The 26183-nt window shown below is 63.8% G+C and carries 23 protein-coding genes and 1 tRNA gene; 12 read left to right on the forward strand and 12 right to left on the reverse strand.

Annotated elements, in window-relative coordinates; all coding sequences use genetic code 11:
* Positions 1-334 precede the first annotated feature (334 nt).
* The 3 genes from DTX69_RS00090 to DTX69_RS00100 all read left to right on the forward strand — a co-directional run bounded on the left by DTX69_RS00090 (position 335) and on the right by DTX69_RS00100 (position 3728).
* Positions 335-1096: a FadR/GntR family transcriptional regulator gene (locus DTX69_RS00090; RefSeq protein WP_162916444.1), complete on the forward strand. Its 762-nt coding sequence runs from the start codon at positions 335-337 to the stop codon at positions 1094-1096.
* Positions 1097-1161: 65 nt separating this feature from the next.
* The gene (locus DTX69_RS00095) at positions 1162-1761 is read left to right on the forward strand and encodes a dioxygenase family protein (RefSeq protein WP_119299990.1); all 600 of its coding nucleotides are present in this window, start codon (positions 1162-1164) and stop codon (positions 1759-1761) included.
* A 116-nt stretch (positions 1762-1877) separates the two neighbouring features.
* Complete coding sequence (locus tag DTX69_RS00100; RefSeq protein ID WP_119299468.1) at positions 1878-3728, forward strand: SLC13 family permease; 1851 nt, start codon at positions 1878-1880, stop codon at positions 3726-3728.
* A gap of 3 nt (positions 3729-3731) precedes the next feature.
* On the opposite strand, the gene DTX69_RS00105 is transcribed toward DTX69_RS00100, so the two are convergent.
* On the reverse strand, positions 3732-4598 hold the full coding sequence (locus DTX69_RS00105) for a pirin family protein (RefSeq protein ID WP_119299991.1): 867 nt from the start codon (positions 4596-4598) through the stop codon (positions 3732-3734).
* A 113-nt stretch (positions 4599-4711) separates the two neighbouring features.
* On the reverse strand, positions 4712-5140 hold the full coding sequence (locus DTX69_RS00110) for a DOPA 4,5-dioxygenase family protein (protein WP_119299469.1): 429 nt from the start codon (positions 5138-5140) through the stop codon (positions 4712-4714).
* 95 nt (positions 5141-5235) lie between these two features.
* Here DTX69_RS00110 and DTX69_RS00115 point away from each other — a divergent pair, with 95 nt between their 5' ends.
* Positions 5236-5967, forward strand: coding sequence for an extensin-like domain-containing protein (locus tag DTX69_RS00115; RefSeq protein WP_119299470.1), 732 nt, complete (start codon positions 5236-5238; stop codon positions 5965-5967).
* On the opposite strand, the gene bchE is transcribed toward DTX69_RS00115, so the two are convergent.
* Positions 5894-7474: a magnesium-protoporphyrin IX monomethyl ester anaerobic oxidative cyclase gene (gene bchE / locus DTX69_RS00120; protein ID WP_119299471.1), complete on the reverse strand. Its 1581-nt coding sequence runs from the start codon at positions 7472-7474 to the stop codon at positions 5894-5896. The two genes, DTX69_RS00115 and bchE, sit on opposite strands and share 74 nt — an antisense overlap.
* A gap of 99 nt (positions 7475-7573) precedes the next feature.
* Positions 7574-8668, reverse strand: coding sequence for an FUSC family protein (locus DTX69_RS00125; protein ID WP_162916446.1), 1095 nt, complete (start codon positions 8666-8668; stop codon positions 7574-7576).
* A gap of 175 nt (positions 8669-8843) precedes the next feature.
* On the opposite strand from DTX69_RS00125, the gene DTX69_RS00130 reads away from it, so the two are divergent.
* The 3 genes from DTX69_RS00130 (at position 8844) to sigZ (ending at position 10757) form a co-directional block, all read left to right on the forward strand.
* A complete protein-coding gene (locus DTX69_RS00130; protein WP_119299473.1) occupies positions 8844-9110 on the forward strand; it encodes a hypothetical protein in 267 nt (88 codons plus the stop codon).
* Between the two features lie 412 nt (positions 9111-9522).
* Positions 9523-10089 carry a DUF2703 domain-containing protein gene (locus DTX69_RS00135; protein ID WP_162916448.1) on the forward strand — a complete coding sequence of 189 codons (567 nt, stop codon included), beginning with the start codon at positions 9523-9525 and terminating at the stop codon, positions 10087-10089.
* The gene (gene sigZ / locus DTX69_RS00140) at positions 10086-10757 is read left to right on the forward strand and encodes an RNA polymerase sigma factor SigZ (protein WP_162916450.1); all 672 of its coding nucleotides are present in this window, start codon (positions 10086-10088) and stop codon (positions 10755-10757) included. Before DTX69_RS00135 ends, sigZ begins: the two co-directional genes overlap by 4 nt.
* A gap of 10 nt (positions 10758-10767) precedes the next feature.
* On the opposite strand, the gene DTX69_RS00145 is transcribed toward sigZ, so the two are convergent.
* From DTX69_RS00145 to chvE, 4 genes are all read right to left on the reverse strand, one after another.
* Positions 10768-12885, reverse strand: coding sequence for a methyl-accepting chemotaxis protein (locus DTX69_RS00145; RefSeq protein ID WP_162916452.1), 2118 nt, complete (start codon positions 12883-12885; stop codon positions 10768-10770).
* 205 nt (positions 12886-13090) lie between these two features.
* Positions 13091-14296: a multiple monosaccharide ABC transporter permease gene (gene mmsB / locus DTX69_RS00150; protein WP_119299476.1), complete on the reverse strand. Its 1206-nt coding sequence runs from the start codon at positions 14294-14296 to the stop codon at positions 13091-13093.
* Positions 14297-14320: 24 nt separating this feature from the next.
* Entirely contained in the window at positions 14321-15868 is a 1548-nt protein-coding gene (gene mmsA, locus DTX69_RS00155) for a multiple monosaccharide ABC transporter ATP-binding protein (protein ID WP_119299477.1), read from the reverse strand.
* Positions 15869-16035: 167 nt separating this feature from the next.
* A complete protein-coding gene (chvE, locus tag DTX69_RS00160) occupies positions 16036-17103 on the reverse strand; it encodes a multiple monosaccharide ABC transporter substrate-binding protein (RefSeq protein WP_407643962.1) in 1068 nt (355 codons plus the stop codon).
* A 276-nt stretch (positions 17104-17379) separates the two neighbouring features.
* On the opposite strand from chvE, the gene DTX69_RS00165 reads away from it, so the two are divergent.
* The 3 genes from DTX69_RS00165 (at position 17380) to DTX69_RS00175 (ending at position 21258) form a co-directional block, all read left to right on the forward strand.
* Positions 17380-18195 carry a FadR/GntR family transcriptional regulator gene (locus DTX69_RS00165; protein ID WP_119299478.1) on the forward strand — a complete coding sequence of 272 codons (816 nt, stop codon included), beginning with the start codon at positions 17380-17382 and terminating at the stop codon, positions 18193-18195.
* A gap of 172 nt (positions 18196-18367) precedes the next feature.
* A complete protein-coding gene (locus DTX69_RS00170) occupies positions 18368-19975 on the forward strand; it encodes an alpha-amylase family glycosyl hydrolase (protein ID WP_119299479.1) in 1608 nt (535 codons plus the stop codon).
* Positions 19976-20277: 302 nt separating this feature from the next.
* Complete coding sequence (locus DTX69_RS00175; protein WP_162916453.1) at positions 20278-21258, forward strand: sulfotransferase; 981 nt, start codon at positions 20278-20280, stop codon at positions 21256-21258.
* A 6-nt stretch (positions 21259-21264) separates the two neighbouring features.
* On the opposite strand, the gene DTX69_RS00180 is transcribed toward DTX69_RS00175, so the two are convergent.
* From DTX69_RS00180 to DTX69_RS00195, 4 genes are all read right to left on the reverse strand, one after another.
* Entirely contained in the window at positions 21265-21510 is a 246-nt protein-coding gene (locus DTX69_RS00180) for a hypothetical protein (RefSeq protein ID WP_119299481.1), read from the reverse strand.
* A 208-nt stretch (positions 21511-21718) separates the two neighbouring features.
* Complete coding sequence (locus tag DTX69_RS00185; RefSeq protein ID WP_119299482.1) at positions 21719-22708, reverse strand: acyltransferase family protein; 990 nt, start codon at positions 22706-22708, stop codon at positions 21719-21721.
* 672 nt (positions 22709-23380) lie between these two features.
* Positions 23381-23605 carry a hypothetical protein gene (locus DTX69_RS00190; RefSeq protein WP_119299483.1) on the reverse strand — a complete coding sequence of 75 codons (225 nt, stop codon included), beginning with the start codon at positions 23603-23605 and terminating at the stop codon, positions 23381-23383.
* Between the two features lie 37 nt (positions 23606-23642).
* Positions 23643-23732: transfer RNA gene (locus DTX69_RS00195), tRNA-Ser, on the reverse strand.
* Between the two features lie 201 nt (positions 23733-23933).
* On the opposite strand from DTX69_RS00195, the gene DTX69_RS00200 reads away from it, so the two are divergent.
* Both DTX69_RS00200 and DTX69_RS00205 read left to right on the forward strand, forming a co-directional pair.
* The gene (locus DTX69_RS00200; protein ID WP_119299484.1) at positions 23934-24947 is read left to right on the forward strand and encodes a Gfo/Idh/MocA family protein; all 1014 of its coding nucleotides are present in this window, start codon (positions 23934-23936) and stop codon (positions 24945-24947) included.
* Positions 24948-25991, forward strand: a complete 1044-nt coding sequence (locus tag DTX69_RS00205; protein WP_162916455.1) for a carcinine hydrolase/isopenicillin-N N-acyltransferase family protein — start codon at positions 24948-24950, stop codon at positions 25989-25991.
* Positions 25992-26183: the final 192 nt, after the last annotated feature.

Here is a 26183-nt window from a genome sequence, read left to right on the forward strand (position 1 = left end):
TCCAAACGTAACCATTCCCGTTCCGTGCCGTCAACTGCGATCCATTTGCCGTGATTGGCTCAGGCGTCGGTCCCGCGCCATGCGGGAAAATGTGATCGGACGGATGTGCCGCGCTGAAGATTTCCCCAGCTTTCCCGCGCGTGCCGGCACAATGAAAGGTTTACATCAGACAAATTGGGCCGCATCATGGGCCGGTCGTCCGGAGCGCGCGAACTCGGACCATATCGGGACCAATAACTGCAGCCACCGCTGCGCGCTCTGTTTGGTTCGAGGCCGGGCGACCGCGGTGAGACCATTCGGTCTCGGCGGATCGGCGCGGACGAGAGGCCCTTCGATGTTGCAGCAAGCAGACCAGACCTTGAGCAAGCTTCGCCAGATGATCGCCAACGGCAGCCTGGGGACCGGTGGTCGCATTCCGCCGGAGCGCACGCTGGCGAGCGAGATGGGTGTGGGCCGCCGCTCGCTGCGGCGCGCGCTGGAGATCCTGGAGCAAGAAGGGCAGATCACGCGCCACCAGGGCCGCGGCACCTTCGTGCAAAGCAAGACCGCGCCGATTGCCGCGCCGACGGCTGTGCGGGCCCGGCAAGCGGATATGGCCGTCGCTTCGGCGATGGCGGCGATTCCGTTCGATCGCATCCTGGAATTCACCAATCCCCTGGAGGTGATCGAGGTGCGCCTGGCGGTTGAGCCGGTGATCGCGCGGCTTGCGGCGCTGCGCGCCTCGCAGGCCGACATTCGCCGCCTGCAGGGACTGGCCGAGGAGACCCGGACGGCGACCGACCCCGCGTTCTATGAGCGGGCCGACGAGAACTTCCATCGCGCGGTCGCCGAGGCCGCGCGCAACGCCTTGTTCCTGTCCTTGTTCGACACGTTGAGCGCGAGCCGGCGCGATGCCACTTGGCGGCGCCTCAGCGAGAATGCCCATTGCTTCAAACGCCAATCGGTGCATTCCGCGTCGCACCAGGAGATCTACGAGGCGATCGCGGCGCGCAACAGCGAGCGCGCGTTCGAGTGCATGTACAAGCACTTGAGCGACATACAGCGCCACGTTTACACCTACGCCTTCCCGGCGGAGCAGAAGAGCGTAGCGGAGTAGGCCTCGCAGGATTGTGACCCCTCCGCCCGTTGAAGGCGGACGGCAATTGCAGTTACGGATGGTTCATGAGCTACGTGAGATGGTCACGCCGCGCCCTGCTGGGCATCGGCGCCTCGAGCATTTTGGCGGGGCTCGCTTGGCGGCGGCCGCAAGCGCAGCAGAATCTACTCCCGGCGACGCCGCAATGCCCTGATTCCGACGACCCGACGCCGCCGCAGACCGAAGGTCCCTATTTCACGCCCAATTCTCCGGAACGCACCAACCTGGTCGATGAGGGCATGAAAGGCGACCGCATTTCCCTTGCTGGCTTCGTGCTGGACCGGCGCTGCCGCCCGGTGCCCGGCGCGCTGCTCGATCTCTGGCACTGCGATTCGACCGGCGCATACGACAATGTCGGCTACCGCCTTCGCGGCCACCAGTTCAGCGACGCGCACGGCCGCTTCGTGTTCGAAACCATCGTGCCCGGCCTCTATCCCGGCCGCACCCGCCACTTCCACATCAAGGTCCAAGCGCCCGGCCAACGCATCCTGACGACACAGCTCTACTTCCCCGGCGAGCCGGGGAACGCCCGCGATTGGATCTTCGATTCGGCCCTGCTCCTGGACCTCACGGGCGAGCAGGACACGAAACTCGGGCGCTACGACTTCGTTCTCGATCTCGCCTGATGGCGGTCGCCTGACGGCAGGGCCGTCTCGACATCACGCCTGCAAGTCGGCGATGCGCTTCACCATGTACTAATCGTGGCTGAGCCATCTCGGCACGGCGCTGCGAAAGGAGCACGATGACGCTGGATCAGGTCCTGCTGTTCGTCCTCTTCGCGCTCATTCTCGGGGCGATGATGCTGGGGCGAATCCGGCACGACCTGGCGGCGGCCGGCGGCCTCCTTGCTGCCGTCCTGCTCGGACTTGTATCTCCAGGAGCGGCATTCTCCGGCTTCTCGAATCATGCGGTGATCATCGTTGCGCTGGTGCTGGTCGCCTCGCGGGCATTCGAGAATTCCGGCGCACTCGGTCTACCTGCCACCATCATCGCTCGCGAGTCGCGACCGGTCGGACGGCACATCGGCCTCACGGGCGGACTGGGCGCGATCCTGTCGGCTGTCATTAACAACGTGGCGGCGCTGGCCTTGCTGATGCCGATCGACATCGAGGCCGCGCGCAAGGCCGGCAGGCCACGGGGGATGACCCTGATGCCCCTGTCCTTCGCGACCATTCTCGGCGGCATGGTGACGCTGATCGGGACGCCGCCCAACGTGATCGCCGCCGCCATCCGCAACGAGCGGCTCGGCCAGTCGTACCACATGTTCGACTTCACGCCGGTCGGGCTCTCGGTCGCAGTTGCGGGCGTCCTGTTCGTGGCGCTGATCGGCTGGCGCTTGGTGCCGCATCGCATGGACCAGTCGGATGCGCCGGCACGCCATTCATCGTTCAGGGCGGAGCTGTGGGTCCCGGCGGACAGCCCCGCAGTGGGACGGACGCCGTCCGATCTCGACCAGATGGCGGAGCGCGCCGAGGTCCTTATCCTCGGCCTGGTTCGCGGCGGCAAGCGCTACGATGCCCTGGCGCACGTCATGGAGATTGCGCCAGCGGACATTATGGTGGTCGAGGGCGCGACCGATGCGATCGCGGCCTTTATCAAGGCAGCGGGCCTGCAGGAGCCGCATGGTGGCGGCGAAGGGGAAGGCTCCCCCAACTCGGTGGGCGAAGCCATGGCAGAGGCCGGCATTGCGGGCGGCGATACGAGGCCGGACGATCTGCCGAAGGAGGATACCGTCGAAGAGCCGCAGGTCATCGAGGCTGTCGTGCGCGCGGATTCGCGCCTGATCGGCCGGTCGGCGCAGAGCGTCGCCCTGCGCAGCCGGTTCGGCCTTACGCTGGTCGGCATCTCGCGGGCGGGTACTGTGGCCCGCCAGAAAGTGGGTGAGCGCGTGATCCGGCCGGGCGACATGCTGCTGCTCACCAGCAGCCGGTCCGCAGCGGGCCTGACCTTGAACCTGCTCGGACTGCTGCCCATCAATCAGCTCGGCATCGCCCGGTTTCGGCCGCTCGATGCGGCATTGGCGATCGGCTTGTTCGCCGCGGCCATCGCGGCAGCCACCGTCGGCCTCACGCCCTTCACCATCGCCATTGCAATCGCCGTCGTGGCCTATGCGGCGCTCGGCCTCGTTCCGGCGCGGGAGTTCTATGAGCAGATCGACTGGTCGGTGATCGTGATGCTGGCCTGCCTGCTGCCCATCGGCGCGGCGTTCGAGCAGGTCGGCGGCGCCGCGCTGGTGGCGGACGGCATCACGCGGCTGACCGGCTCCTACGGACCGGTGGTCGCCCTCGTCGCCCTGATGATCGCCACCATGACACTGTCGGACATGCTCAACAATGTCGCGACCATCGTCGTCGCCGGCCCCATCGCCATCGATGTTGCGCAGCGGCTGGAGGTCAATCCCGACACCTTCCTGATGGGCGTCGCGGTCGCCGCCTCCTGCGCCTTCCTCACGCCGATCGGGCACAAGAACAACACATTGATCATGGGACCCGGCGGATTCCGGTTCTCCGACTACTGGAGAATGGGGCTGCCACTGGAGCTGGTTGTCCTCACGGTCGCCGTGCCGGCGCTGCTGATCTTCTGGCCGCTCTAGGCGTCAGACGAAGTGGCCAGCCTGATAATCCGCGATTGCCTGGCGGATCTCCGCCGGCGTGTTCATCACGAACGGGCCATACTTCGCCACCGGCTCGCGCAAGGGCCGGCCGGCGACCAGGATCAGGCGACCGCCCTTGGGGCCGCCTTCGACAGTGACGCCATCGCCAAGGCTGAGCACCGCAAGCTGGCCGCGTTCGACCAATTGCGATTCCGAGCCGATCCTCGCATGGCCTTCGAACACATAGGCAAAGGCATTGTGCTCCGGCGCAATCGGCACGCTGGCCGACTTGCCCGCCGGCAGCGTCATATCGAGATAGAGCGGATCGGTCGCCACGTTGGTCACGGGACCCGTGACACCATCGAAGCTGCCCACCAGTACCTTCACCTTGACGCCGTCCGCGCGCTCGACCACCGGAATGTTCTCCGGGTCGATGTCCTGGTAGCGCGGCTTCGTCATCTTGTCCTTGGCCGGCAGGTTGACCCAGAGCTGGAAGCCCTGCATGAGGCCTTCTTCCTGCTCCGGCATCTCGGAATGGATGATGCCGCGGCCGGCAGTCATCCATTGCACGCTGCCCGGGCGCAGCAGGCCAACATTGCCCTGGTTGTCGCCGTGGCGCATGCGGCCTGCGAGCATGTAAGTCACGGTCTCGAAGCCGCGATGCGGATGGTCCGGGAAGCCGCCGATATAGTCCGCGCCCTTGTCGGAGCCGAACTCATCCAGCATCAGGAACGGGTCGAGGTCGGGCAGCGACGGCTGGCCGATGACGCGGGTCAGCTTTACGCCCGCGCCGTCGCTGGCCGCGCGGCCGCGGATGGTGGCGACCATCCGACGCTCGGAACTGACGGACTGAACTTTGGCTTGGCCCATGATCGGCTCTCCCATCAGAAACGGCTGGCTAGATTAGGGCATTAATGTAGGCAGCGCAGCCATCGGCCGGTAATGGCCGGCGGCGGAAATCATTGTTCACATACAAGAAACAATCAAGGCCGCAGGGTCGGGTTGGTGTTGGGCGGCGGCAACTCTTCGATCTTGGCCTCGGGCACCTCGATCGGCAGGGTCTCCTCTTTCAGCGGCAGTTTCTCGCCAAGCCAGAGCGCGTAGGTGAGATGATCATCGCGCGGCCGCCGGGTGTTGGGATGGACCAGCACCGACAGCCCCACGCGGTTTAGCATCAGCCACGGCACGAAGCGCGGGAAGAGATCGACCGCGAACGCCACCTGGTACATGCCTTTGAGGTGCGGCCCGACCAGCTCGTCGTGCCAGGCGCCGATGCGCGCCATGAACCGTTCGCCGATCAGCGTGCGCAGCCACTCGGCGCGCGCCCGCTCCTCGCCCAGCTCATAGTAGATGTGGGCGTGATAGCTGGTGATCGCGCTCACGGGCAGCGGTGCGTCGGATTTGCCGGTCATATCCGCTCTTCTATCGCCCGACGCCGCGGGGGACAAGATTAGAACACCGGAACAACACAATCGCCATCCAGGTTCTTTCAGAGGCACAGACGAAGATGGAACGTGGATCGGCACGAGGACGCGTACGGAGAGGCTTCCGGCGGTGGTTTCGACCGCTCCTGCTGGTCGTCGCGACCGCGTTCTTCGTGGCGCTCTACCAGTCCTGGATCCGAATCCCCGCCAACATCGCGCCATGGGGCGATGTCGAACTCGACCGGCCGCCGGGCTGGCTGGCGCGCATGCAGATCAACAGCCTCGCGTCGGATTCCGCCGCCTGTATCGCCGCGCTCGACCGCTCGCAGCTGCGATACCGGCGCACCCCGGTGCGGCCGATCAGGAACGGCTGCGGGCTGGAAGCTGCCGTGCGGCCGCTGCAATCGCACATCCGCTACAACCGCCCGTTTGACATCAGCTGCGGCATGATGGCGGCGCTCTACTGGTACGAAGCCGAGCTGCAGCGCCTGGCGCAGCAGCATCTCGGCACCTCGATCGCGCGCATCGACCAGCTCGGCACCTATGCTTGCCGCAACGTCAACAGCGCGGACACTGGCCGGCGCAGCCAGCACGCGACTGCCAACGCCATCGACATCGCGGGCTTCCGCCTCGCCGACGGGCGCACGATCTCAATCCTCAAGGACTGGGGCAGAGAGACGCCGCAGGGCCACTTCCTCGCGGACGCGCGCGATGAAGCCTGCCGCTTCTTCAACGTCGTGCTCAGCCCGAACTACAACCAGCTGCACGCAAACCACTTCCATCTGGATCTTGGTGGATTCCGGATGTGCCGGTGACGACGGCCGGGCTGCGCGCGAGGCGCAGCGCTTCTTCCTCCGCATCCTGCGGCGCGCCCCAATATTCGGTGAGCGTCGGTCCGTTCTCGACACGCTGATCGCGGAAGAAGAAGTTCTTGACCTCATACGGCCACACACGCTTGCCGATGCGCGTGTACCATTGCATCGCGTGCCGCAGGCCGCGATCCCGCTGAAAGAACGTGCGCCAGAACGCCTTCGGCCGGCCTTGCAGGATCGCTTCCGTTAGCTTCACCCACAGCAGCACGCGCCAGGGCGGCACGAAGCGCGTCGCCAGCACCTGGTGCTTGTAGTCCCAGCGGCGCTGGTCAAGCTGGATCACGTGCCGGTCGGCAGCGATGCGGAAATAGGGCGTCCAGCGATGCGGCGTCACATAGAGCATTTGAATCTGATCGGGATCGTAGGCGAGCAGCTGCTTGAGGCCGCGCCAATAATCGGCATCGCGCTCCTCCTCGAAGCCGACCACCCAGGTCGCCATGGAAAGGATGCCGTGTTGGCGCATCAGGCGGATCGCCTCGCGGTCGGTCGAAACGCTGCCGCCCTTGCGGATCAGCTTCAGGGTCGCGGCATCGGTGTTCTCCATGCCGAGCAGGAAGCGCGCCCAGCCCGCCTTCTTGTAGAGAGGCAGCAGATCGCCATCGCGCACGATGTCGTCGGCGCGGGTGGAGCCGACCAGGATCACCTGGACCTTCTCTGCGATCAGCGCTTCGAGAAAGCGCTTCCACACGTTGCGTGACACCGTGGGATTCTCATCCGCGAAATTGAACACCTCCACGCCGTGATCACGATGCAGACGCGCAATCTCCTTCGCGAAGCGCACCGGATCGCGATGCCGCCAACGGGTCCAGAAGCCGCGCTGACCGCAGTAATTGCAGAGGTGCGGACAACCGCGCGAGAACTGCACGACCACCGCGCATTTGTTGCCCCAATATGAGTAGCGCGCGAAGTCGATGAGCTCCCACCCGACGCGATAGGCATCGAGGTCGCGGATGGCCGGCGCTGCCAGGGTCGCGAGCGGCCGGCCACCCATCCGATAGGCGATGCCGGCAACCTCCATCAAGGAGCGACCGTCTTCCAGCGTACGGATCAGCCGCCGCGCCGTCTCTTCGCCCTCGCCGCGCACGATCACGTCGACTTCCGGGACTTGCGCCAGCACCTCGCGCCAATCATACGTGGGAAAGACACCGCCATAGATGATCGTGACGCGCGGTAGCGCGTTGCGGATAGCGCGGAAGATCTCTACCGCACCGGGATGGCCGGAGGTCGAGCCGGAATGGCCCACCAGAACCGCATCGGGCGCGTAGGCAAGAGCGTCCGCCACGATCGCGGTGACCGGCAACGGCCCGAACTCCGCATCCAGCAATCGCACCTCATGCCCGTCATCGATCAGTGGCCCCCCGACAGACAGCAGCCCCAGCGGCGGCAGATGCTCGTCGGGAATGCGACTGCCGATCGACGGATGCCCCGGATTGATCAGCAGGATGCGCATGTCCCCCTCCGCTCGAAGCCATGCGGGTTTGTGGCGGAGGAGTGGGGCGGCGATGGGGCGCGGCCGCGGCCCGATCGTGATGATTGTGCGGCGGCCGCTTTATGCTGCGACTGACGGCTTCTTCCCCGCGAACTCGTTGATGCGGTTGGTGAGGTCGCGGCAATCCTGGATCATCTGCTCGAGAGCAAAGCGCAAGGCGAAGATGCGGCCGGCATCCTCCGCGGCAAGAACCTGGGTGGCGGAATCTTTCCAGACGGCGTCCATCTCCGTCACGTAGTCGCGCAAGGCGGTCTCGAACCGCTCGAGGCTCGGCGCGGCGTGGTGCGTGCGCAGGGCCTCAGCCATGGCGCGCAGCAGGTCGCTGCCGGCATCACGCACGCCGACCAGCTTGGGTGCCAGCCGCGACGCCAGCACCGCAGGCAGTGGCCTGGTCGCGGCGCGCCCGACCATCACCAGGTCATGGCGCAGGCGGTAGAGCGTGCGTACCAGCGGCTCCGGATCGGGCGAATCCGTCAGATAGCTCTTGCGCTCGCGCAGCGCTTCCTCCGCCGCGTTCTCCGCCTGGACCAGCGCCTTGCGGATCGCCGCGTGCTGCGCGCGCAGGCCCGGGCGGCCGGCATCGCCGATCAGCCCTTCGAACAAGGCCGCCATCAGATCGGCATTGAGGCTCGCCGCTCTGGCCGCCACCTGCGCCAGCATCTGGTGCGCACGCGCCGGTAGGATGATGAGAGAGGTCGCCAGCCCGACTAGGCTGCCGATCGTGATCTCGAGAATCCGATCCAGCGCATAGGTCAGCGGCGCCACCTCCTGCCCGGAGAGCGGCACCAGCACGATGAACGCGGTGATGGGTGCTGCCTTGAATCCCGGCTTGATCCCGGCCAGCAACGCCAACGGCAGGATCGCCGCAACCATCGCCGCCGCGAGCGCGGCCGTGGTGGCATGCGGAATGGCGATCGCGATCGCGGCGCCGTAGAGTGCGCCCGCCATGGTGCCGAGCAGCCGATCCAAAGCTGCCTTCAGCGACCCACCGACGCTGGTCTGCATCACGATGATCGCCGTTATGACCGCCCAATAGCCGTGGGCAAACCCAAGCAGCTTGGCGAGGGCAAAGGCCAGGATCGCCGCCGACGTGACGCGCACCGCCAAGCGCAGTTCGGCGGTCCGGTTGGTAAGGAAATGGAGAAAGGATGGCAAATGGATCGCCCACGCGCGTCAGGCACAGGCCGCCATGCTAGCGGCCACGCGCGGTTTCAGCCAGCAGGTCGCAACCTCGCCCAGGTTCCGGAATGTCGCACCACGGGGCATCGCGGAACTTCGGCCGGGGTCTCGGCGTTTTCCTACCGAATGGCTAGCTGGGAGATCATGTCCCATGACGGCGATGGTATTCGACTTGGCCGCCGCACGGCGCGCGCGACTGAACGGGGAACATACCCTGCTTCATCCTTGGGTTCACAAAGAAGGCCCTGTGGAAATCGAGGATTTTCGGGTCGGCGACCGCGTGCGATTCCGCGATGGCAAGATCGGCACCATCCTGTGCTTCGGCGCCAGCAGCATCCGCGGGCCGCTGATGGCGTTGGTCGCCGTTAATGGCCTCAATTACACCTGCCCGATTACGGAGCTGAGATCGGCCGGTTGATAAGACCTGTTCATCATGCGCCCGCGTAGCACCGGCACCTGATCGTCCACTGCAGAGCGATCCCAAACGTCGGGAATCGAGGGGTGACTTTCCGCGACAATCGAGAGATACGTGCTGTCCGTCCGCCGCTGTTCGACGCGCGGAGACGGCGGCCCCTCGTCGGCGCCCACACGCGAGCCACGTTCGTTATGGAGTGCCTGGCCGGTGGCGAGGCGCTTGCAGCCGGAGGACCGGTCGGGCTTCAGCTATTGGTCGGCGAGCTTTTCCGTGCCAGCTCTTTCTCGAGAGCAAGGAAGATACCGTCTTGGTGCGTCCTTTTCCCTGGATCTCCGTCTCCATAGGTCAGACGGACTTGGGAGCAGATCCAATGTTGAAACCAGGGACAAAGGTTAATCGCGTCGAGATCGAGTTCATGTATCTCGATCTCGATGTATGCTCGCGGTGCAAAGGGACAGATGCCAATCTGGAGACAGCGCTGAGGACCGCGCAGGACATGCTTGAGGCGTCAGGGACGGCTGTGCAGGTGCGCAAGACGCTCATCGATTCAGAGGCCAAGGCGCGTGAGCTGCGATTTGTTTCGTCGCCGACCATCCGCGTAAACGGCCAGGACATTGCGCTTGAATTGCGGGAGAGCGAATGCGATTCGTGCGGGGAAGCGTGCGGCTGTGGCGGCTCAGTCGCGTGCCGCGTCTGGGTGCACGAAGGCAAGGAATACACAGAAGCGCCAGTTCCACTCATCGTGAACGGGCTCATAGCCTCCGTTGGCGAAAGAGTGGCCGGCATGGAGGCGCTCGAGCCGGAGGCCTTCGTGCTGCCCGAGAATCTCAAGCAGTTCTTCGCCGCGAAGGCAGCAGCACAAACGGTGAGTGCTGGCTGTTGCTCCACGGAAAGACAGGAGTCATGCTGTGCGCCATCAGACAAGAAGGCATGCTGCGGTTCAAACGAGCTGGGGGTGGGAGCGAGTTGCGGGTGCGGATGAAAGCTATCGAGCATAGGGTCAGCTCGCGAGCCGTTTGGGATGTTTTCCACGGGCGGCTCCGGTCGTTCGTCTCCCAGCGGGTGAAGAATGCCGCGGATGCTGAGGACGTGGTGCAGCAGATCTTCATCCGCATCCACGAGCATCTCCCCTCGCTCAAGGATGACTCGCGCTTGGCCGCGTGGATTTTCAGGATCGCCCGTAACGCGATCGCAGATTACTTTCGCGGTAATGGCAGGCGGGTTGAACCTCTTTCCGACGGTCTCGATGTTGCATGTTCTGGTCCTGAAGCGTCGGCGTTGATGGAACTCAGTGATTGCCTCCAGCCACTAATTGAAGGCCTGCCCAGATCCTATCGGGACGCAATTCGTCAGACCGAGTTGAATGGATTGACGCAGCATGAAGCGGCTTACCGGACTGGGATTTCACTGTCAGGAATGAAGACTCGCGTACAGCGCGGTCGCAGGAAGCTTAGGAAACTGCTGCTGGCGTGTTGCGACATTACGACTGATGCACGAGGTGGCGTCGTCAGCTATGAGCCGCGTAACGGAAGGTGTAGCCCTTATTCTTCGCGCGCGGAGGGACCTGCCTGCTGCTTGCAGCGGCGCAGCGACAACGAGGCTGCGGACGATCGCGTGCGCTGTCCCGACGGAAGCGTGGCAGGGCGATGATGCTGCAGGCCTAATTCGCCCGCACCCGGCTGATGAAGGTTTCGACTTCGCGCTTCAGTTTGTTTGATTCGCTCGAGAGCCGGTCGGCTGCCGAGAGGACCTGGCTCGAAGCCCCGCCTACTTCATGCGCCGCATCCGAGACGCCCGTGATGTTCTGGTTAACCTCGCCGGTGCCTGTCGCGGCTTGATTTGCGTTGTTGGAAATCTCGCGGGTCGCCGCCGACTGCTCTTCCACGGCTGCGGCAATAGCGCTCGAGATCTCGCTGATGCGATTGATGCTCGCGCGGATCGAACCCATCGCGTCTACCGCCTGGTGCGTGATCCCTTGCATCTCGTTGATCTGGGTCGCGATCTCCTCGGTCGCCCTGGAGGTCTGGGTCGCCAAGGCCTTGACCTCCGAGGCGACCACGGCGAAGCCCTTGCCGGCCTCTCCGGCGCGCGCCGCCTCGATGGTCGCATTCAGGGCGAGAAGATTGGTCTGGCTGGCGATTTCATTGATCATCTGCACGATGCCGCCGATCTTGTTGGCCGCGGCATTCAGCTCTTCGATGGTGGCGCCGGTCTTCGCCACCTCGTCGACCGCTCCGCGCGCGGACGTCGCGCTGTCGTTCACCTGCCGGGTGATCTCCGAGATTGATGCCGACAATTCCTCAGCCGACGACGCGACAGTGGAGACGTTGGCGGTGGCCTGCATGGCAGCAGCAGCAACGGCACTAGCTTGTCGCGTGCTTTCCTCAGCCACGCCGGACATCGATTGCGCGCTCGCCTGGAGTTCCACGGCGGCGCTGGACACGGATTCCACGATGCCCTTAACGCTCTGCTCGAACCCATCGGCGAGTTGCTGCATCATGCGCTTTTTCTCAAGCTCGGCATTCCTCTCGGCTTCTGCCTGGCGCTGCCGCATGGAATCCATCTCGACGAGCTTCTGGCGGAAGATATTGATCGCGCGCGCCATCACGCCCAGTTCGTCGCTGCGTTCCGTCGCCGGCACTTCGATAGCGGTTTCGCCGCTGGCGAGCGTCTCGACGATTCCGGTCAGATGGCCGATCGGCCGCACCACCAGCGCCCGGATCAGCAGGCCGAGGATCACCGACAGCACTACCACCAGAACGGCCGCGGCACTGAGCGTGAACATGGTCAGATCCCTGGCCGGTGCCAGGACCTTGTCCTTCGGCAGATTGACGAGGATCGACCATGGCGTTCCCGTGATGCCGACCTCGACCGGCTCGAAGATGCGCAGCACGTCGGTGTTGAGGCTCTTCGAGTGGTCCTCGAGCTCGAACACCTCCCCTTTGGCAATACGCGGCTTGGCAACAGCAAGACCCGGATTCTGCTCTTCGATCGGCTTCATGACGTACTGCAGATCGGAGTAAGCCGCCCAGTTCCCATCGGCTGAGATCAAGGAGACCGAGCCGGTCTCATACGGCTTGACCTCAGCGAGGCGCTCCTGGATGGCCGCGAGATCGAGATCGAGCCCGACCACGCCCTTCACCGCGCCATCGATGATGATCGGCGTCACGAGGCTGGTCATGATCACGGTCTTGTCGCCGACTTCGTAAGGATAGGGCTCGATGATCTGCTGCTTGCCCGAGCGCTGTGCGAGCAGGTAGTAGTCGCCCGGGCCCGGCTTGTCATAGTCCGTCAGCGGCGTGACCTCGAATCCCTCTGGCGTTGTGAAGACATAGGGCACGAATCGACCAGTGGCGTCATGGGCCTTGGCGCCGGCGAAGGTGGCGCTGCCGTCCGCATTGACGAACTCGGCATCGCGGCCGTCGAGCGCATTCGGTTCCCACGCGGTCCAGATCCCGACATATTGCGGGTTAGCCTTGACCGCCGACTCCAGCATCGAGAGGTAAGTCGAACGGTCCTTGACTCCCTGCATGTAGGCGCCGACGAAGGCGTCGCGCATCGTTTCGGTGATTCGCAAAGCGGTATTGATGTCGCGCTCGACGCCGTTCGCGACGCCGCTGGCGAGTTGCTTGCCGGCGTGCACCGACAACTCCTCCGTCGTGCGCGCGCTCTTGCTGGAAATGAGATAGGCTGTGACTCCGAGCCCAAGAACCAGGATCGCTGTCAGGGACGCCAATATCTTTGCGTTAAGCGACAGCTTGCTTTTGATCCCTTTCATGCGCCCCGTCAGCATCCTCAACCCCGATCTTTTCCTGGGCTCGCCACCGAGCCTGACGGATGCGAGGCTGCACGGGATTGTTTAATGTCGGGTAAATTTGTTTCCCCAAACGAACTATGCCGAGAGGCCTAAGCCAGCTGCCACTGGCCCGCGCCGTCCGGGGTTGCCTGGCGGACCGAAAGCGCCGAGACCTTCGGACGGCGCTCTAAGCCTTGTTCTTGTAGTAGACGTCGAGGAACACGGCGGCGAGCAGCACGAGGCCCTTGATTACCTGCTGCAGATCGATCCCGACGCCGAGGATCGACATGCCGTTGTTCATGACACCCATCACGAAGGCGCCGATCACCGCGCCGACCACCTTGCCCACACCGCCCGAGGCCGATGCGCCGCCGATGAAGCAGGCCGCGATCACGTCAAGCTCGAAGCCGAGGCCCGCCTTCGGCGTCGCCGTGTTGAGCCGCGCGGCGAAGATGAGCCCGGCCAGGCCCGCCAGCAGACCCATATTGGTGAAGGTATAGAAGGTCAGCCGATTGGTCTTGATGCCCGAGAGGCGCGCCGCCTTCTCATTGCCGCCGAGCGCATAGATGCGCCGCCCGATGGTCATGCTGGAGGTGACGAACGCATAGAGCACGATCAACGCGAACATCACGATCAGCACGTTCGGCAGGCCCTTGTAGGACGCCATCAGGTACGAGAACAGCAGGAAGCCCGCGGCAACCAGGAGGTTGCGGCCGAGGAAGAACGCGAACGGCTCCTCGACCAACCCATGCGCCTGCTGGCCCCGCCGCTCCTTCACGTTGAAGTAGATGACGAGGGCCGTGACGGCCACGCCGATCAGGAAGGAGGTGAGATTGAAGGCCTCGATCGCGCCCGCCGCCGCGTCCGGCAGGAAGCCGGAGCTCATGCGCTGGAACGGCACGGGGAATGGTCCGACCGACTGGCCAGCCAGGATCCAGAGCGCCAGCCCCTTGAACACCAGCATGCCGGCCAATGTCACGATGAAGGCCGGGATCTTCCAGAACGCCACGAAATAGCCTTGCACGGCGCCGATTGCCGCTCCCAGCGCAAGACAGAAGAACGTGACCGGCAGCCAATGATAGCCGAGCTTCACGATCAGCACGGCCGCGACCGCGCCGACGAATCCGCACACCGACCCAACCGAGAGGTCGATATGGCCGGCGACGATGATCAGCATCATGCCGAGCGCCATGATGACGATGTAGGAGTTCTGCAGGATGAGGTTGGTGAGGTTGATCGGCTTCAGCAGCGTGCCTTCGGTCTGGATCTGGAAGAAGGCCATGATCGCGATCAACGACAGCAGCATGCCGTATTCGCGGATGTTGCGCTTGACGAAGCTGGCGAGGGAACGGTGATGGCCCGACTCTTCCGCCGCTAGGGTCTGCTGTGTCATCTCAACTCTTCCTGCAAGCTTGGCTCAATTGGTCCAGGACTTCATGATCGCGCGCATGATCTTTTCCTGGCTCGCGTCCTTGGTCGGCATCTCGCCGACGATCTTTCCTTCGTTCATCACGTAGATCCGGTCGCTGATGCCGAGCAGCTCCGGCATCTCGGAGGAAATGAAGATGATGCCTTTCCCCTCCTCCGCCAGACGCGCGATGATCGTGTAGATCTCGTACTTGGCGCCGACGTCGATGCCACGTGTCGGCTCGTCCAGGATCAGGATCTCCGGCCCGGTGAACAGCCATTTGGCCAGCACCACCTTCTGCTGGTTGCCGCCGGAGAGGTTCACCGTCCGCTGGAACACGCTGGAGCAGCGGATGTTGAGGTCGCGCCGGAATTTGTGGGCGACCTTCTGCTCCCGTCCGTCATCGATCACGCCGCTGCGCGCGACGCCTGCGAGATTGGCGAGCGTGACGTTGTGCCGGATGTCGTCGATCAGCACCAGCCCGTAGTTCTTGCGATCCTCGGTCACGTAGGCGATGCCGGCCCTCATCGCCTTGTCGATGGTGGAAACGTCGATCTCCTTGCCATGCAGCAGCACCTGGCCGCTGATCCTCTGGCCGTAGGAGCGCCCGAAGAGGCTCATGGCGAGCTCGGTGCGGCCGGAACCCATCAGGCCGGCGATGCCGACGATCTCGCCCTTGCGGACGTTGAGATCGATGCCTTTGATAAGCTGCCGGTCGGCATGTTCCTTGTGATGGACGACCCAGTTCTTCACCTCGAAGATCGGCTCGCCGATGCGCGCGGTGCGCTTGGGGTAGCGGTCCGCCAGCTCGCGTCCCACCATGGAACGGATGATGCGATCCTCGTCCACCTGCTGCGCATGGCAGTCGAGCCGGTCGACCGTCGCGCCGTCGCGCAGGACGGTGATGGAATCCGCGACCTTCAGGATCTCGTTCAGCTTGTGAGAGATGAGGATGGAGGAGATGCCTTGTGCCTGGAACTCCTTGAGCAGCGCCAGCAGCGCATCGCTGTCGCTCTCGTTAAGGCTGGCGGTCGGCTCATCCAGGATCAGCAGCTTCACTTCCTTGGACAGGGCCTTGGCGATCTCCACCAGCTGCTGCTTGCCGACGCCCAGATCGGTGATGAGCGTGTTGGATGATTCGTTGAGGCCCACCTTCTTCAGGAGCGCCCGCGTCCGCACGAAGGCGGCGTGCCAGTCGATAACGCCGTTCTTCGCGGGCTCGTTGCCGAGAAAGATGTTTTCCGCGATCGAGAGCAGCGGCACCAGCGCCAGTTCCTGATGGATGATGACGATGCCGGCTTTCTCGCTGTCGGCGATGTCGCGGAACTTGCATTCCTGGCCCTGGAAATAGATCTCGCCGGAATAGTCGCCGTGTGGGTAGACGCCGCTCAGCACCTTCATGAGGGTGGATTTGCCGGCGCCGTTCTCGCCCACCACCGCGTGGATCTCGCCCTGGCGCACCACGAGGTTGACATTGTCCAGCGCGTTCACGCCGGGGAAGGTCTTGGTGATGCCGCGCATCTCGAGGATGACGTCAGCGCGGGAATCTTGCGTCATTGCCAGGGTCAAACAGGAACCTCCGAATTCGCCCCATCTTGCTCCGCCGCTCAGGGGATGAAAAGCAAGCGGAAGAAAAACAAAAAGCCGGCCATCCTCGCCGGTCGGATCTGAAAAGCCGGGGTTGGCCCCGCCCGGTGAAGGCGGGGCCACCCAGTCACGCGTGACTACTTCGTGATCTGATCCTCTGTGTAGTAGCCGCTGCCGACCAGGATCTCCTTCCAGTCGTTGCGGCCGACACTGACCGGCTTCAACAGATAGGAGGGGACGACCTTGACGCCGTTGTCATAAGTCTTGGTGTCGTTGACCGGCACTTCCTTGCCGGCCAGCAGGGCGTCCACCATCTGGGCCGTGACCTTGGCGAGCTCGCGCGTGTCCTTGAACACGGTCGAATATTGCTCGCCGGCGATCATCGACTTGATCGAGGGAATCTCGGCATCCTGGCCGCTGACGATCGGCATCGGCTGATCGGGCGTGCCGTAGCCAACGCCCTTCAGCGACGACAGGATGCCGATGGAGAGGCCGTCATAGGGCGAGAGCACCGCATCGACCCGCTTGTCGCCGTAATAGGCGCTCAAGAGGTTGTCCATGCGGGCCTGCGCCACCGCGCCGTCCCAGCGCAGGGTGCCGACCTTGTCCATGCCCATCTGGCCGCTCTGCACCACCAGCTTGCCGCTGTCGATGTAGGGCTGCAGAACCGACATGGCGCCGTCATAGAAGAAGAAGGCGTTGTTGTCGTCCGGCGAGCCGCCGAACAGCTCGATGTTGAACGGGCCTTTGCCTTCCTTGAGGCCGAGCGCCTGCTCGATCGACTGCGCCTGGATCACGCCGACCTGGAAGTTGTCGAAGGTCGCGTAGTAGTCGACGTTGCCCGAATCGCGGATCAGGCGGTCATAGGCGATGACCTTGATGTCGCTGTCATGCGCCTGCTGCAGAATGGCGGAGAGCGTGGTGCCATCGATCGCGGCGATCACCAGGACCTTCACGCCCTTGGTCACCATGTTCTCGATCTGCGCTAGCTGGTTCGGGATGTCATCTTCGGCATATTGCAGATCGGTACCGTAGCCCAGCTCGGTGAAGACCTTGACCATGTTGTCGCCGTCCGCGATCCAGCGGGCCGATGACTTGGTCGGCATGGAGATGCCGATGGTACCCTTGTCCTGTGCCATCGCCTGCGACGACATGGCAAACATGCCCGCCGCCAGCATGGTCATCAGAGTCTTGCTCAATTTCACGTCGTTCCTCCCACGTGCTTGATTGAAATGCGGTATCGGATCAGATGCGATGCGACGCGCGGCGAAGACACGCGCGTGCATTCATGTCCTGCGCCCAAACGGCGACCAAAGGCGATGGCATCTGACCAGAGCTCCTCCCATCCGTCTTGCGCTCCCTTGCCTCGGAGGGCGGGCTGCGTCATGTTCTTTAGGCGCGGCTTTTATCATATAAAACAGGTGGCGGCAATCATCGTTTGTATGATAAATGACGCGAAACTGGGAGGGGAAAGCCGCCGGATGAAGCCCCACAAGAGCGCATCCCAGGGGCCGAAAGCGCCCCAAAGGGCGCCGCTGAAGCCACTGAAAGCTCCGCAGAAAACGCCCCAGAGAGCCTCGCGAGGCAGCCTGCACCGCATCGTCGCGCAGAATATCGGCGCGCGGATCCTGAGTGGCGAATTCGCGCCGGACACCCTGCTGCCCAATGAAGCGGACTGGTGCAAGAGCTTCGGCGTCAGCCGGACTGCCGTGCGGGAGGCGATCAAGATGCTGATGGGAAAGGGGCTCATCATCTCGCGCCCGCGCATCGGCTCCAGGGTGCTGCCGCGCGAGCAATGGAACCTGCTCGACCGGGATGTGCTCACCTGGTATTGCGCTGCCGCCAAGCAGTCGCATTTCCTGGCCCATATGCAACAGGTGCGCGAGATCCTGGAGCCGGAGACCGCCGCGCTGGCCGCCGCCAATCACACCGCGGAGCAGATGAAGGCAATCGAGCAGGCGTTCGCGGAAATGGCCGCTGCCAAGACCCTGGTCGCATGGAATGAAGCCGACGTGCGGTTCCACTTCGCGATCCTGCAGGCCGCCGGCAACGAGTTGCTGGTGCCGCTCGGGCTCGTGATCGAATCCGCCCTCGGCAGCATGTTCGCCTACACAGCGAGCCAGAAGGGCGATGTCGGCCGCACCCTGCCCGGCCACGAGCGCATTCTGGTGGCGATCCGCGCCCGGCGGCCCAACGCCGCCCGTCTGGCCGTGCGCCGCCTGCTCGGCGACACCAACCGCATCGTCGGCCAGGTGATCCAGGCTGGTTCCAGAAAGGCGAAGGCGGCGCGCGCCTGAAACTCCCCGAACAGACAGCTCGCCTTTGCCTCGCGGACCTGTTCGGAAACAGGTGTATGGATGCGACAGCGGCGAAGCTCAGGTGTTTGCGTTAAACGGATATGGTTATCGCTGGTTTCGGCGAGATGGCTTGCGCCACCGACGGACCGCGAGACTTCCCCGGGGTGTTCGGATGATAAGTGGCTCCTTCTCCAACCTGGCGTGGTGGCAGCGCGGCGTCGTCTACCAGATCTATCCGCGCTCGTTCCAGGATTCCAACGGCGACGGCATCGGCGACCTTCCCGGCATCGCGCGGCGCCTCGATTACCTGACATGGCTTGGCATCGACGCGATCTGGCTGTCGCCGATCTTCCCCTCGCCGATGAAGGATTTCGGTTACGACATCTCGAACTTCCTGGACATCGATCCGATCTTCGGCACCCTCGCTGACTTTGACGCGCTGGTGGAGGACGTGCACAGCCGCAACCTCAAGATCATCCTGGATTTCGTGCCCAACCACACCTCCGACCAGCATCCCTGGTTCCAGGAAGCAAGGCGCGACCGCCGCAATCCACGACGCGACTGGTACATCTGGCGCGATCCCGCGCCGGACGGCGGGCCGCCCAACAACTGGCTGAGCGAGTTCGGAGGGTCCGCCTGGGAATATGACGAGGCCACGGGCCAGTACTACTATCACGCCTTCCTGAAGGAGCAGCCCGATCTCAACTGGCGGAACCCAGAAGTGGTGCGCACCATGCACGACGTGCTGCGCTTCTGGTTCGACCGCGGCGTCGACGGGTTCCGCATCGACGTGCTGCATCACCTGATCGAGGATGCGCAGTTCCGCGACAATCCGCTCAATCCCGAATTCGCGCTCGGCATGCGACCCAGCCACGCGCTGCTGCGCGTACACACCGTCGATCAGCCGGAGATCCAGGGCATCATCACGGGCCTGCGCAAGGTTGCGGACGAATACCCCGAGCGCGTGCTGATCGGCGAGATCCACCTGCCCATCGAGCGGCTAGTCACCTACTACGGCGTAGAGCTCTCCGGCATCCATCTGCCCTTCAACTTCAATCTGATCGGCGCGCCTTGGTCGGCCGCCATCGTGCGCGAGATCATCGCGACCTACGAGGCCGCCCTGCCGCGCGGCGCCTGGCCGAACTGGGTGGTCGGCAGTCACGACACGGGACGCATCGCCAGCCGCGTCGGCGCCAACGGCGCGCGCCTGGCGCAGATGCTCCTGCTCACCCTGCGCGGCACGCCGACCATGTACTACGGCGAAGAGCTCGGCATGGCGGATGTGCCGATCCCGGCGGAACTGGTGCAGGACCCGTTCGAGAAGAATGTGCCCGGCATCGGGGTGGGGCGCGATCCCTCGCGCACGCCGATGCGATGGACGGGACACAATTATGGTGACTTCACCACCGGCAGGCCCTGGCTGCCGATCGGACAAAATCTCGCGATCTGCAACGTGGAGAGCGAGGCCGCCGATCCCAATTCCATGCTCTCGCTGACACGGCGCCTGCTTCGCTTGCGGCGTGAGGAGCCTGCACTTTGCATCGGCGACTACCAGGGCCTGGCCTGCGATGACCAATCCATTACGTACCTGCGCAGCCGCGAGGGAAGACGATTGCTGGTGATGCTGAATTTCTCCGAAGGCCCACACCGGCTTCCGCTACCGGCGGAGATGCCGAAAGCGCGCCTGCGGCTCTCCAGCGAGGCCAACCGAAAGCTGCAGCCTGTACAGGATTCGATCGAGCTGCACGGCGTCGAGGGCGTCGTCCTGGAAGCGGCGTAGGCCCTCACGTCGTCCCGCCATCGCTGTGCATCTCCCTCAATAAAGGGCCGGGGAGGGCAGGAGGTTACGCCAGAAGCGTCAGAGCCGTAACAAAACCCAAACAAACGCGTGGATCAGGACCCAAAAATCCTAGTTCCGTTGAAATCCTGCTTTGACTCCTCCAGTCTTCTTCTGCGTGTTCGGGGTCCGACGGCGCCCACCGCCGCGCGATACGCGATATGTGCAGTTCTTCCGCGATGCCGCCCTGACTGCACAGTGAACCCGATATTCCGCGGTAAGACACGAAATGGGAGGTGTCGATCATGCGCCAGGAGTTGCCGACGAAGTACCTCTACATCGTTGGAAGAGGTCATAGCGGCACCACCATTTTCTCGATGCTGGCTGGCCAGGCGCACAACGTTGCCAGCGAGGGAGAGATCATCACCGGCTTTCGCCCCGGCTATGAAGGCAAGCGCTGCGCAAACGGAGAGACCTTCTCCGAATCAAGCTTCTGGAAGGCGGTCAAATCGGCCTTCGAGCAGCGGACGGGCACGCCATTCGCCGATGCCATGGCCGTGCTGAACCGCCGTGCACATTTTTCGCGGGCGCCGGCGAACCTCCTGGCTCCATCTCGCAACGCGGAGGTCATGGAGGCGAAGCGGCTGACGGAAGCGCTCTATGACAGCATCGCCGAAGCATCAGGCCGTCCGGTCGTGCTTGACTCCACCAAGGAGCTCGCCACTGCGATCTTCCTGCTGCGGCATGTGCCGGAAGCCAAGCTTATCCACTTCGTCCGCAGCCCCTACGGCGTCGTTGACTCCTACGTCAAGCGCATCAGGCGCACGAAGACCTTCGATCTGTTTCACAAGCACTTCCGGGTGGAGCGCTCCTATTTCGTGCCGGTCGCCGTCGGCGCCTTGGTGTGGACCGTGGAGAGCTTCATCTGCGAGCTGCTGCGGGTCTTCTATCCGAGGCGCCTGATCACCCTGCACTACGAGGATCTGTGCGACCAGCCGATCGCGCTGCTCGAAAAGCTGGAAAGCTTCACCGGCGTCTCTCTTGCGGAATCGAAGGCCGCCGCACGCGACGGGCACGCGATGCAACCGAGCCATGCCTTGTCGGGCAACCGCCTTATGCGCACGGATGAGATCGTGTTCTCGCCGAGGAAGGGGCTGCCACGCTATCTGACGGCGTTCGACAAGGCGGTGGTCACCCTGTGCACCCTGCCGATGACGCTGGCGTACGGCTATCTCGGCCGCCGCGCGATCAAGCCTGCCATGATGATGCGGCCGTCGACGCAATAGCGATTTTCAGCCGGTTTGATCCGCAGCAGGCGCAAGGGAGTTTCTGCGCGTCTCGATGATGGTCTGAAGCTCCAGATGTTCTCGCGTCAACGCAAGTGTCGTCGCAAGAGCGCGCAAGGTCTGTTTGGCTTGCGTGCTGTCGCGGCCGGAGGCGGCCAGCCTCTCGATCAGTGCCTTCTGCTTCTCGACGCGCTCTTCCAGGTCCAAGATGTATCGACGCACCGTCGCCAGAATCTGATTTCCATCTGACATCGGAACACCTGTCACACGGCCCCCGCATCTCGCGCCGATATTTGACAGAACCTTCGTGAATAGCGGGTGAACAAGTCGAACGGTTGCGCTCTGCATTCGAATCAAGTGCTTTTGAAAAGCTACGCACCGGAACCCGGCAAGGCAGACCGCTCCGGCTCATTGCTCTGAGTGTTCCAGCCCAGGCGGCCCAGCAGCAGCCACGGACGGATCAGGTCGTGATGCGGTCCAGTGGCGGCAGCAGGGGCAGGAAATAGCGCTTGAGCACTATTGCACCGGCGATTGCCACCAAGGTCATGATGATCGCGACCAGCGGGAAATATAGCGTGTGCCAGAAACCAAGATGGAAGGTGGCAACCTTCACCAGCCCGATGAAAATGGTATTGGTGAGATAGATGATCAGGGTATATCGACCCAGGACATCGAGAACGCCGAGGTGCCACGACTCAGTCGCGCGCATGAAACCGGGCAACGCGATGACCGAGAGTGCGGCCGCGGCCCAGCCGGCAATTTCATAATCCTCGGCCCCCATCGGCACGACCGCCATGAACAGGATCAATGCCGGCAGCCAACAGAGTCCCAACCAACGCTGTGTCACCTCGTGATGACGCCCGGCAATCACGCCGAGGACGAAGAAGAAGCTCAGGACCTTCAGGTTATCCCACGCGAACCACTTGCTGTCGGGCAGCCACCAGAACACCATCGTAACCGGCAGCAACCAGAGGATCCGCCCATCCAGCGCGCGGAAAGCCAGCGGAAACGCGACATAGAGCACCGCGAGCGCATAGATGTACCACAAGAAGGACGAGAAGCTCGCGGTTGGCCGTAGCAACAGGTCCAGCAATTCATGCGCCCCGTCCACTTCGTTGTCCACGGCCGGAGTGAACGACTGGAACGTCAGTTTCCCAACGAACACCGCCAGCCCTACGAGCAGATAGGCTGGCAACAATCGCATGGCTCGCCGCTGCGCCTCCGCTAGATCACCTGCCGTCGTAACGCTGGGTCGCCAGCTCAGCCCATACACCAAGCCGCTCACTGCCATGAAGAGCGGCATGTGGAAGGTGTAGATCCCGTCCTTGACGGCTAGGTACCATTCGATCTCGGGACCTGGCGGGGTCTCCCGCGCGATCAGGTGCCCCAGCACCACCAGCAGAATCGCGAGACCTTTCGTTCGATCGATGTAGCTGAAACGCTGCTTCAATGCGTTCGCTCCATGGGCGCGCGACCGTTGCCATGATCGGGCGCCTCATGCCGCCAATCGCGGGATCACCGTCCCAGGATCGCCATCCCATGCAGCATCACAATTTAAGCGAGGCGCGCGGCCTCCCCTGTTGGCGCGGCACGACCCGCGCCAACCCCTATGATCTTTGTTCTTCCATGTTGCTGAACAAAACGCCGTGCGATCCATTGCACCGCGGACGCAAGAACATCTTGCCGGCGCCGATTTTGAACACTCCTGTTCATGCTGCATTCATCTGCGCGCTGTTGCGGCCCGCGACCTGGCGTTCACCCCGTGATCCAACCGGATGTCATGGTTCTCGGCCGCGCGGTCGATCGCCGAATACTCGCCGCTCCGGTGGCTGGTGATTGCCCGCAAAAGCCGCGGAATGACGTGCGCACTTCGCGCGCAAAGCGACCGGCATGAGGTCGCGGGGTCATGGCCAAGGGGACCGGCTCGACTGAACTTTTGAAAAGTGGAAATGCCTTGGGTGTCGCGCTTGCCAACGCTTAGCGAAGGGGCGTTTGTTCACCTAGCCCATCCGCCCGGAGTGTCTCATACTCCGCGGCTTCGTATTTGCTCTTTAGTGAACCATTCGCCTTGCGTCGCAGCCGTGATGAGCCCGCAGGCAAGTCGGAAATGCATCTGGAGCAGCTAGCGCCCCGCCGACCGGACGATCGACTTGATCGGCCCGCGCGGCTGGCCTGATTTCTCTGCGATTTCCCGGTCCTGGGCTTCGATCGTTGCCTTGACCCGGCCTTCGAAATCGAGCTCGTACGGCTCAGGCGCCGGCACCTTGCGGTGCGAGCTGCGGCTGCCGTCCTGATAGAACACGTCGAACATCACGAAATTGCTGATCGCTTGCTTCTTGCGGGCCACTGGTCGCTCCGATGTGTTCCGAGGCTTCAACGTAGGATGGCGGAGAGGGTGGGATTCGAACCCACGGTACCCGCGAGGGTACAACGGTTTTCGAGACCGCCCCGTTCGGCCACTCCGGCACCTCTCCGCACGCAAGGGTGTGGCCCTGTAAGGCGGCGGGACAATAGCGACGGCGGCCCTGCGCCGCAAGTCCGCTGGTCAGCCCGGCTAAACACCGGATTTTTCCGTCCCCACCAAGACTTGGCGGTGCCCGCCGCACCTGTGGCATAGTTGGCGCTTATTTGCCGGGCGGGGGCGAGATCCGCCGGCTGCATTGGGAGGGGAGGAGATGGCTGCTCAAGCCAATCGCAAGCTCCGTTGGGGCATCATCAGCACAGCCGATATCGGCCTCAAGAAGGTCATCCCGGGCATCCAGCGCTCGCCCCATTCGGAGGTGGTCGCCATCGGCTCGCGCGATCTGAAACGCGCGCAAGGAGCCGCCACCAAGCTTGGCATCCCCAAGGCCTATGGCTCCTATGACGAGCTGCTGGCCGACCCCAATGTCGAGGCGATCTACAATCCCCTGCCCAACCATATGCACGTGCCGCTGACCCTGCAGGCGACTCGGGCCGGCAAGCACGTGCTGTGCGAGAAGCCGATTGCCATCACCGCGGCCGAAGCGGAGCATCTGCGCCAGTGCCCGAAGGACCGCATCGTGATGGAAGCCTTCATGGTGCGCTTCCATCCGCAATGGCTGCGCGCGCGCGAGGTCATCCGCAGCGGCGAGATCGGCGAGCTCAAGAGCGTCAACGTAATCTTCTCCTATTACAACGACGACCCCAACAACGTGCGCAACCAGGCGGACATCGGCGGTGGCGGCATCCTCGATATCGGCTGCTATCCCATCGTCGGCGCGCGCTTCCTGTTCGGCAGCGAGCCGAAGCGCGTGGTCTCGGTGATCGAGCGTGACCCCACGTTCCGCACCGATCGCCTCGCCGGCGCGCTGGTGGATTTCGGTGGCGGACGCCATCTCAACTTCACCTGCTCGACCCAAATGGTGCCGTTCCAGACGGTGCAGGCGCTCGGCACCAAGGGGCGGGTCGAGATACTGATTCCCTTCAACGCGCCACAGGGCGAGGCGACCACCATCCTCATCGATAGCGGCAAGGCGCTGGACCGCAGCTCTGCCCGGCGCGAGACCATTGCGCCCTGCGATCAATACACGGAAGAGGCGGAAGCCTTTGCCCTTGCGGTGCTAGAGGGCAAGAGCCTGCCCTACGGCATCGAGGATGCGATCCAGAACATGCGCATCCTGGATGCGCTCTTCCGCTCCGATGTCGAGGGCGGCTGGATCGCCCTCTAGGTGCCGCCGAAACCGATGCATTATCGCAGTCCCGACGCGCTTCTCCCGGAGATCCCTATCATCGATTGCGATGAAGGGGGCGCGGAGCGGCTGTTCGACCTATCCGCCACCGGCGCGCGGCGGCTGGCCACCATCGCGCGGCGCACCTTCACGCCGCCGGTCGTGGCCTGGCTCGATTGGCGGTCGCGCAAATGGATCGAAAAGAACGATTCGCCCTACGTGCCGGAGATCGAGCACATCGCCGAACGCCTTCCGGGTGCCGGCGCGCATGCCCTCAATCTCTCCTATGAATGGGCCTGCACCACCGCAGCAGTCGCGCCGCTGATGATGCGGGCGCTGGATTGGCGACTGGATGGGATGGGGCGCGAGGTGGTGGTGGCGCGCCACCGCAGTCCGGCGGGGTCGTGGCTCAACGTCACGTGGCCGGGCTTTGTGGGCGCGCTGACGGCGCTCGCGCCGGGACGCTTCGCCGCCGCCCTCAACCAGGCCCCGCTGCGCCGGCGCACCTATCTGCTGCCGATCGACTGGGCAATCGACCGGCTCAAGATCAACGGCACGCGTGCCATGCCGCCGACCCATGCACTACGCCTTGCCCTCGAGACCTGCAGCACGTTCGATGAGGCGGTGGAGTTACTGCGGGACACGCCCATCGCCCTGCCCTGCATGTTCGCGATCTCCGGCGCCAATGGCGAGGCTTGCGTGATCGAACGGCAGGAGGAGAAGGCCTTCGTGTTCGACGGCAACGAGGTGATGGCAAACCATTGGCTCAACAGCCAGTGGCGGCGCGGCCGCGCCCGCGGCATCGACAGCGAGGGGCGCTGGCGCGCCCTGCGCGCCTCCACCGAGCAGACCGAAATGGGCCAGGGCTTCGGCTGGCTGCGGCCGCCGGTCCTGAACCGCCTCACCCGCCTCGCCGCGGTCATGAATGCCGCCACCGGCGCCCTCTCCGTCATCGGCCTGGAGGCCAAGGGCACCATCGCGATGCCCGTGACCAAGGTCCTGCATGTCGACATGCCCGTGCCTGCCAAGCGGCAATACGTGTAGGATCAATACGTTAAAGGATACTGGCCGTGCCCTGCGAAGCCCCCGGCAGAGCAGGGAATCCAATTGACAGTGCGCCTTCCCACTGTATATTCCCGCGCCTTGGACGGGCCGCCCCGGAATTCCGGGCAGGCGGCCCCTGTTTTTTGCCCCGAGGGCGGCTCCCGCCTGGATGGGAAGATCGAGACGGGACAA

Origin of the sequence: Dongia deserti (genome assembly GCF_003574735.1) — a bacterium.
Taxonomy (GTDB): Bacteria; Pseudomonadota; Alphaproteobacteria; order Dongiales; family Dongiaceae; genus Dongia_A; species Dongia_A deserti.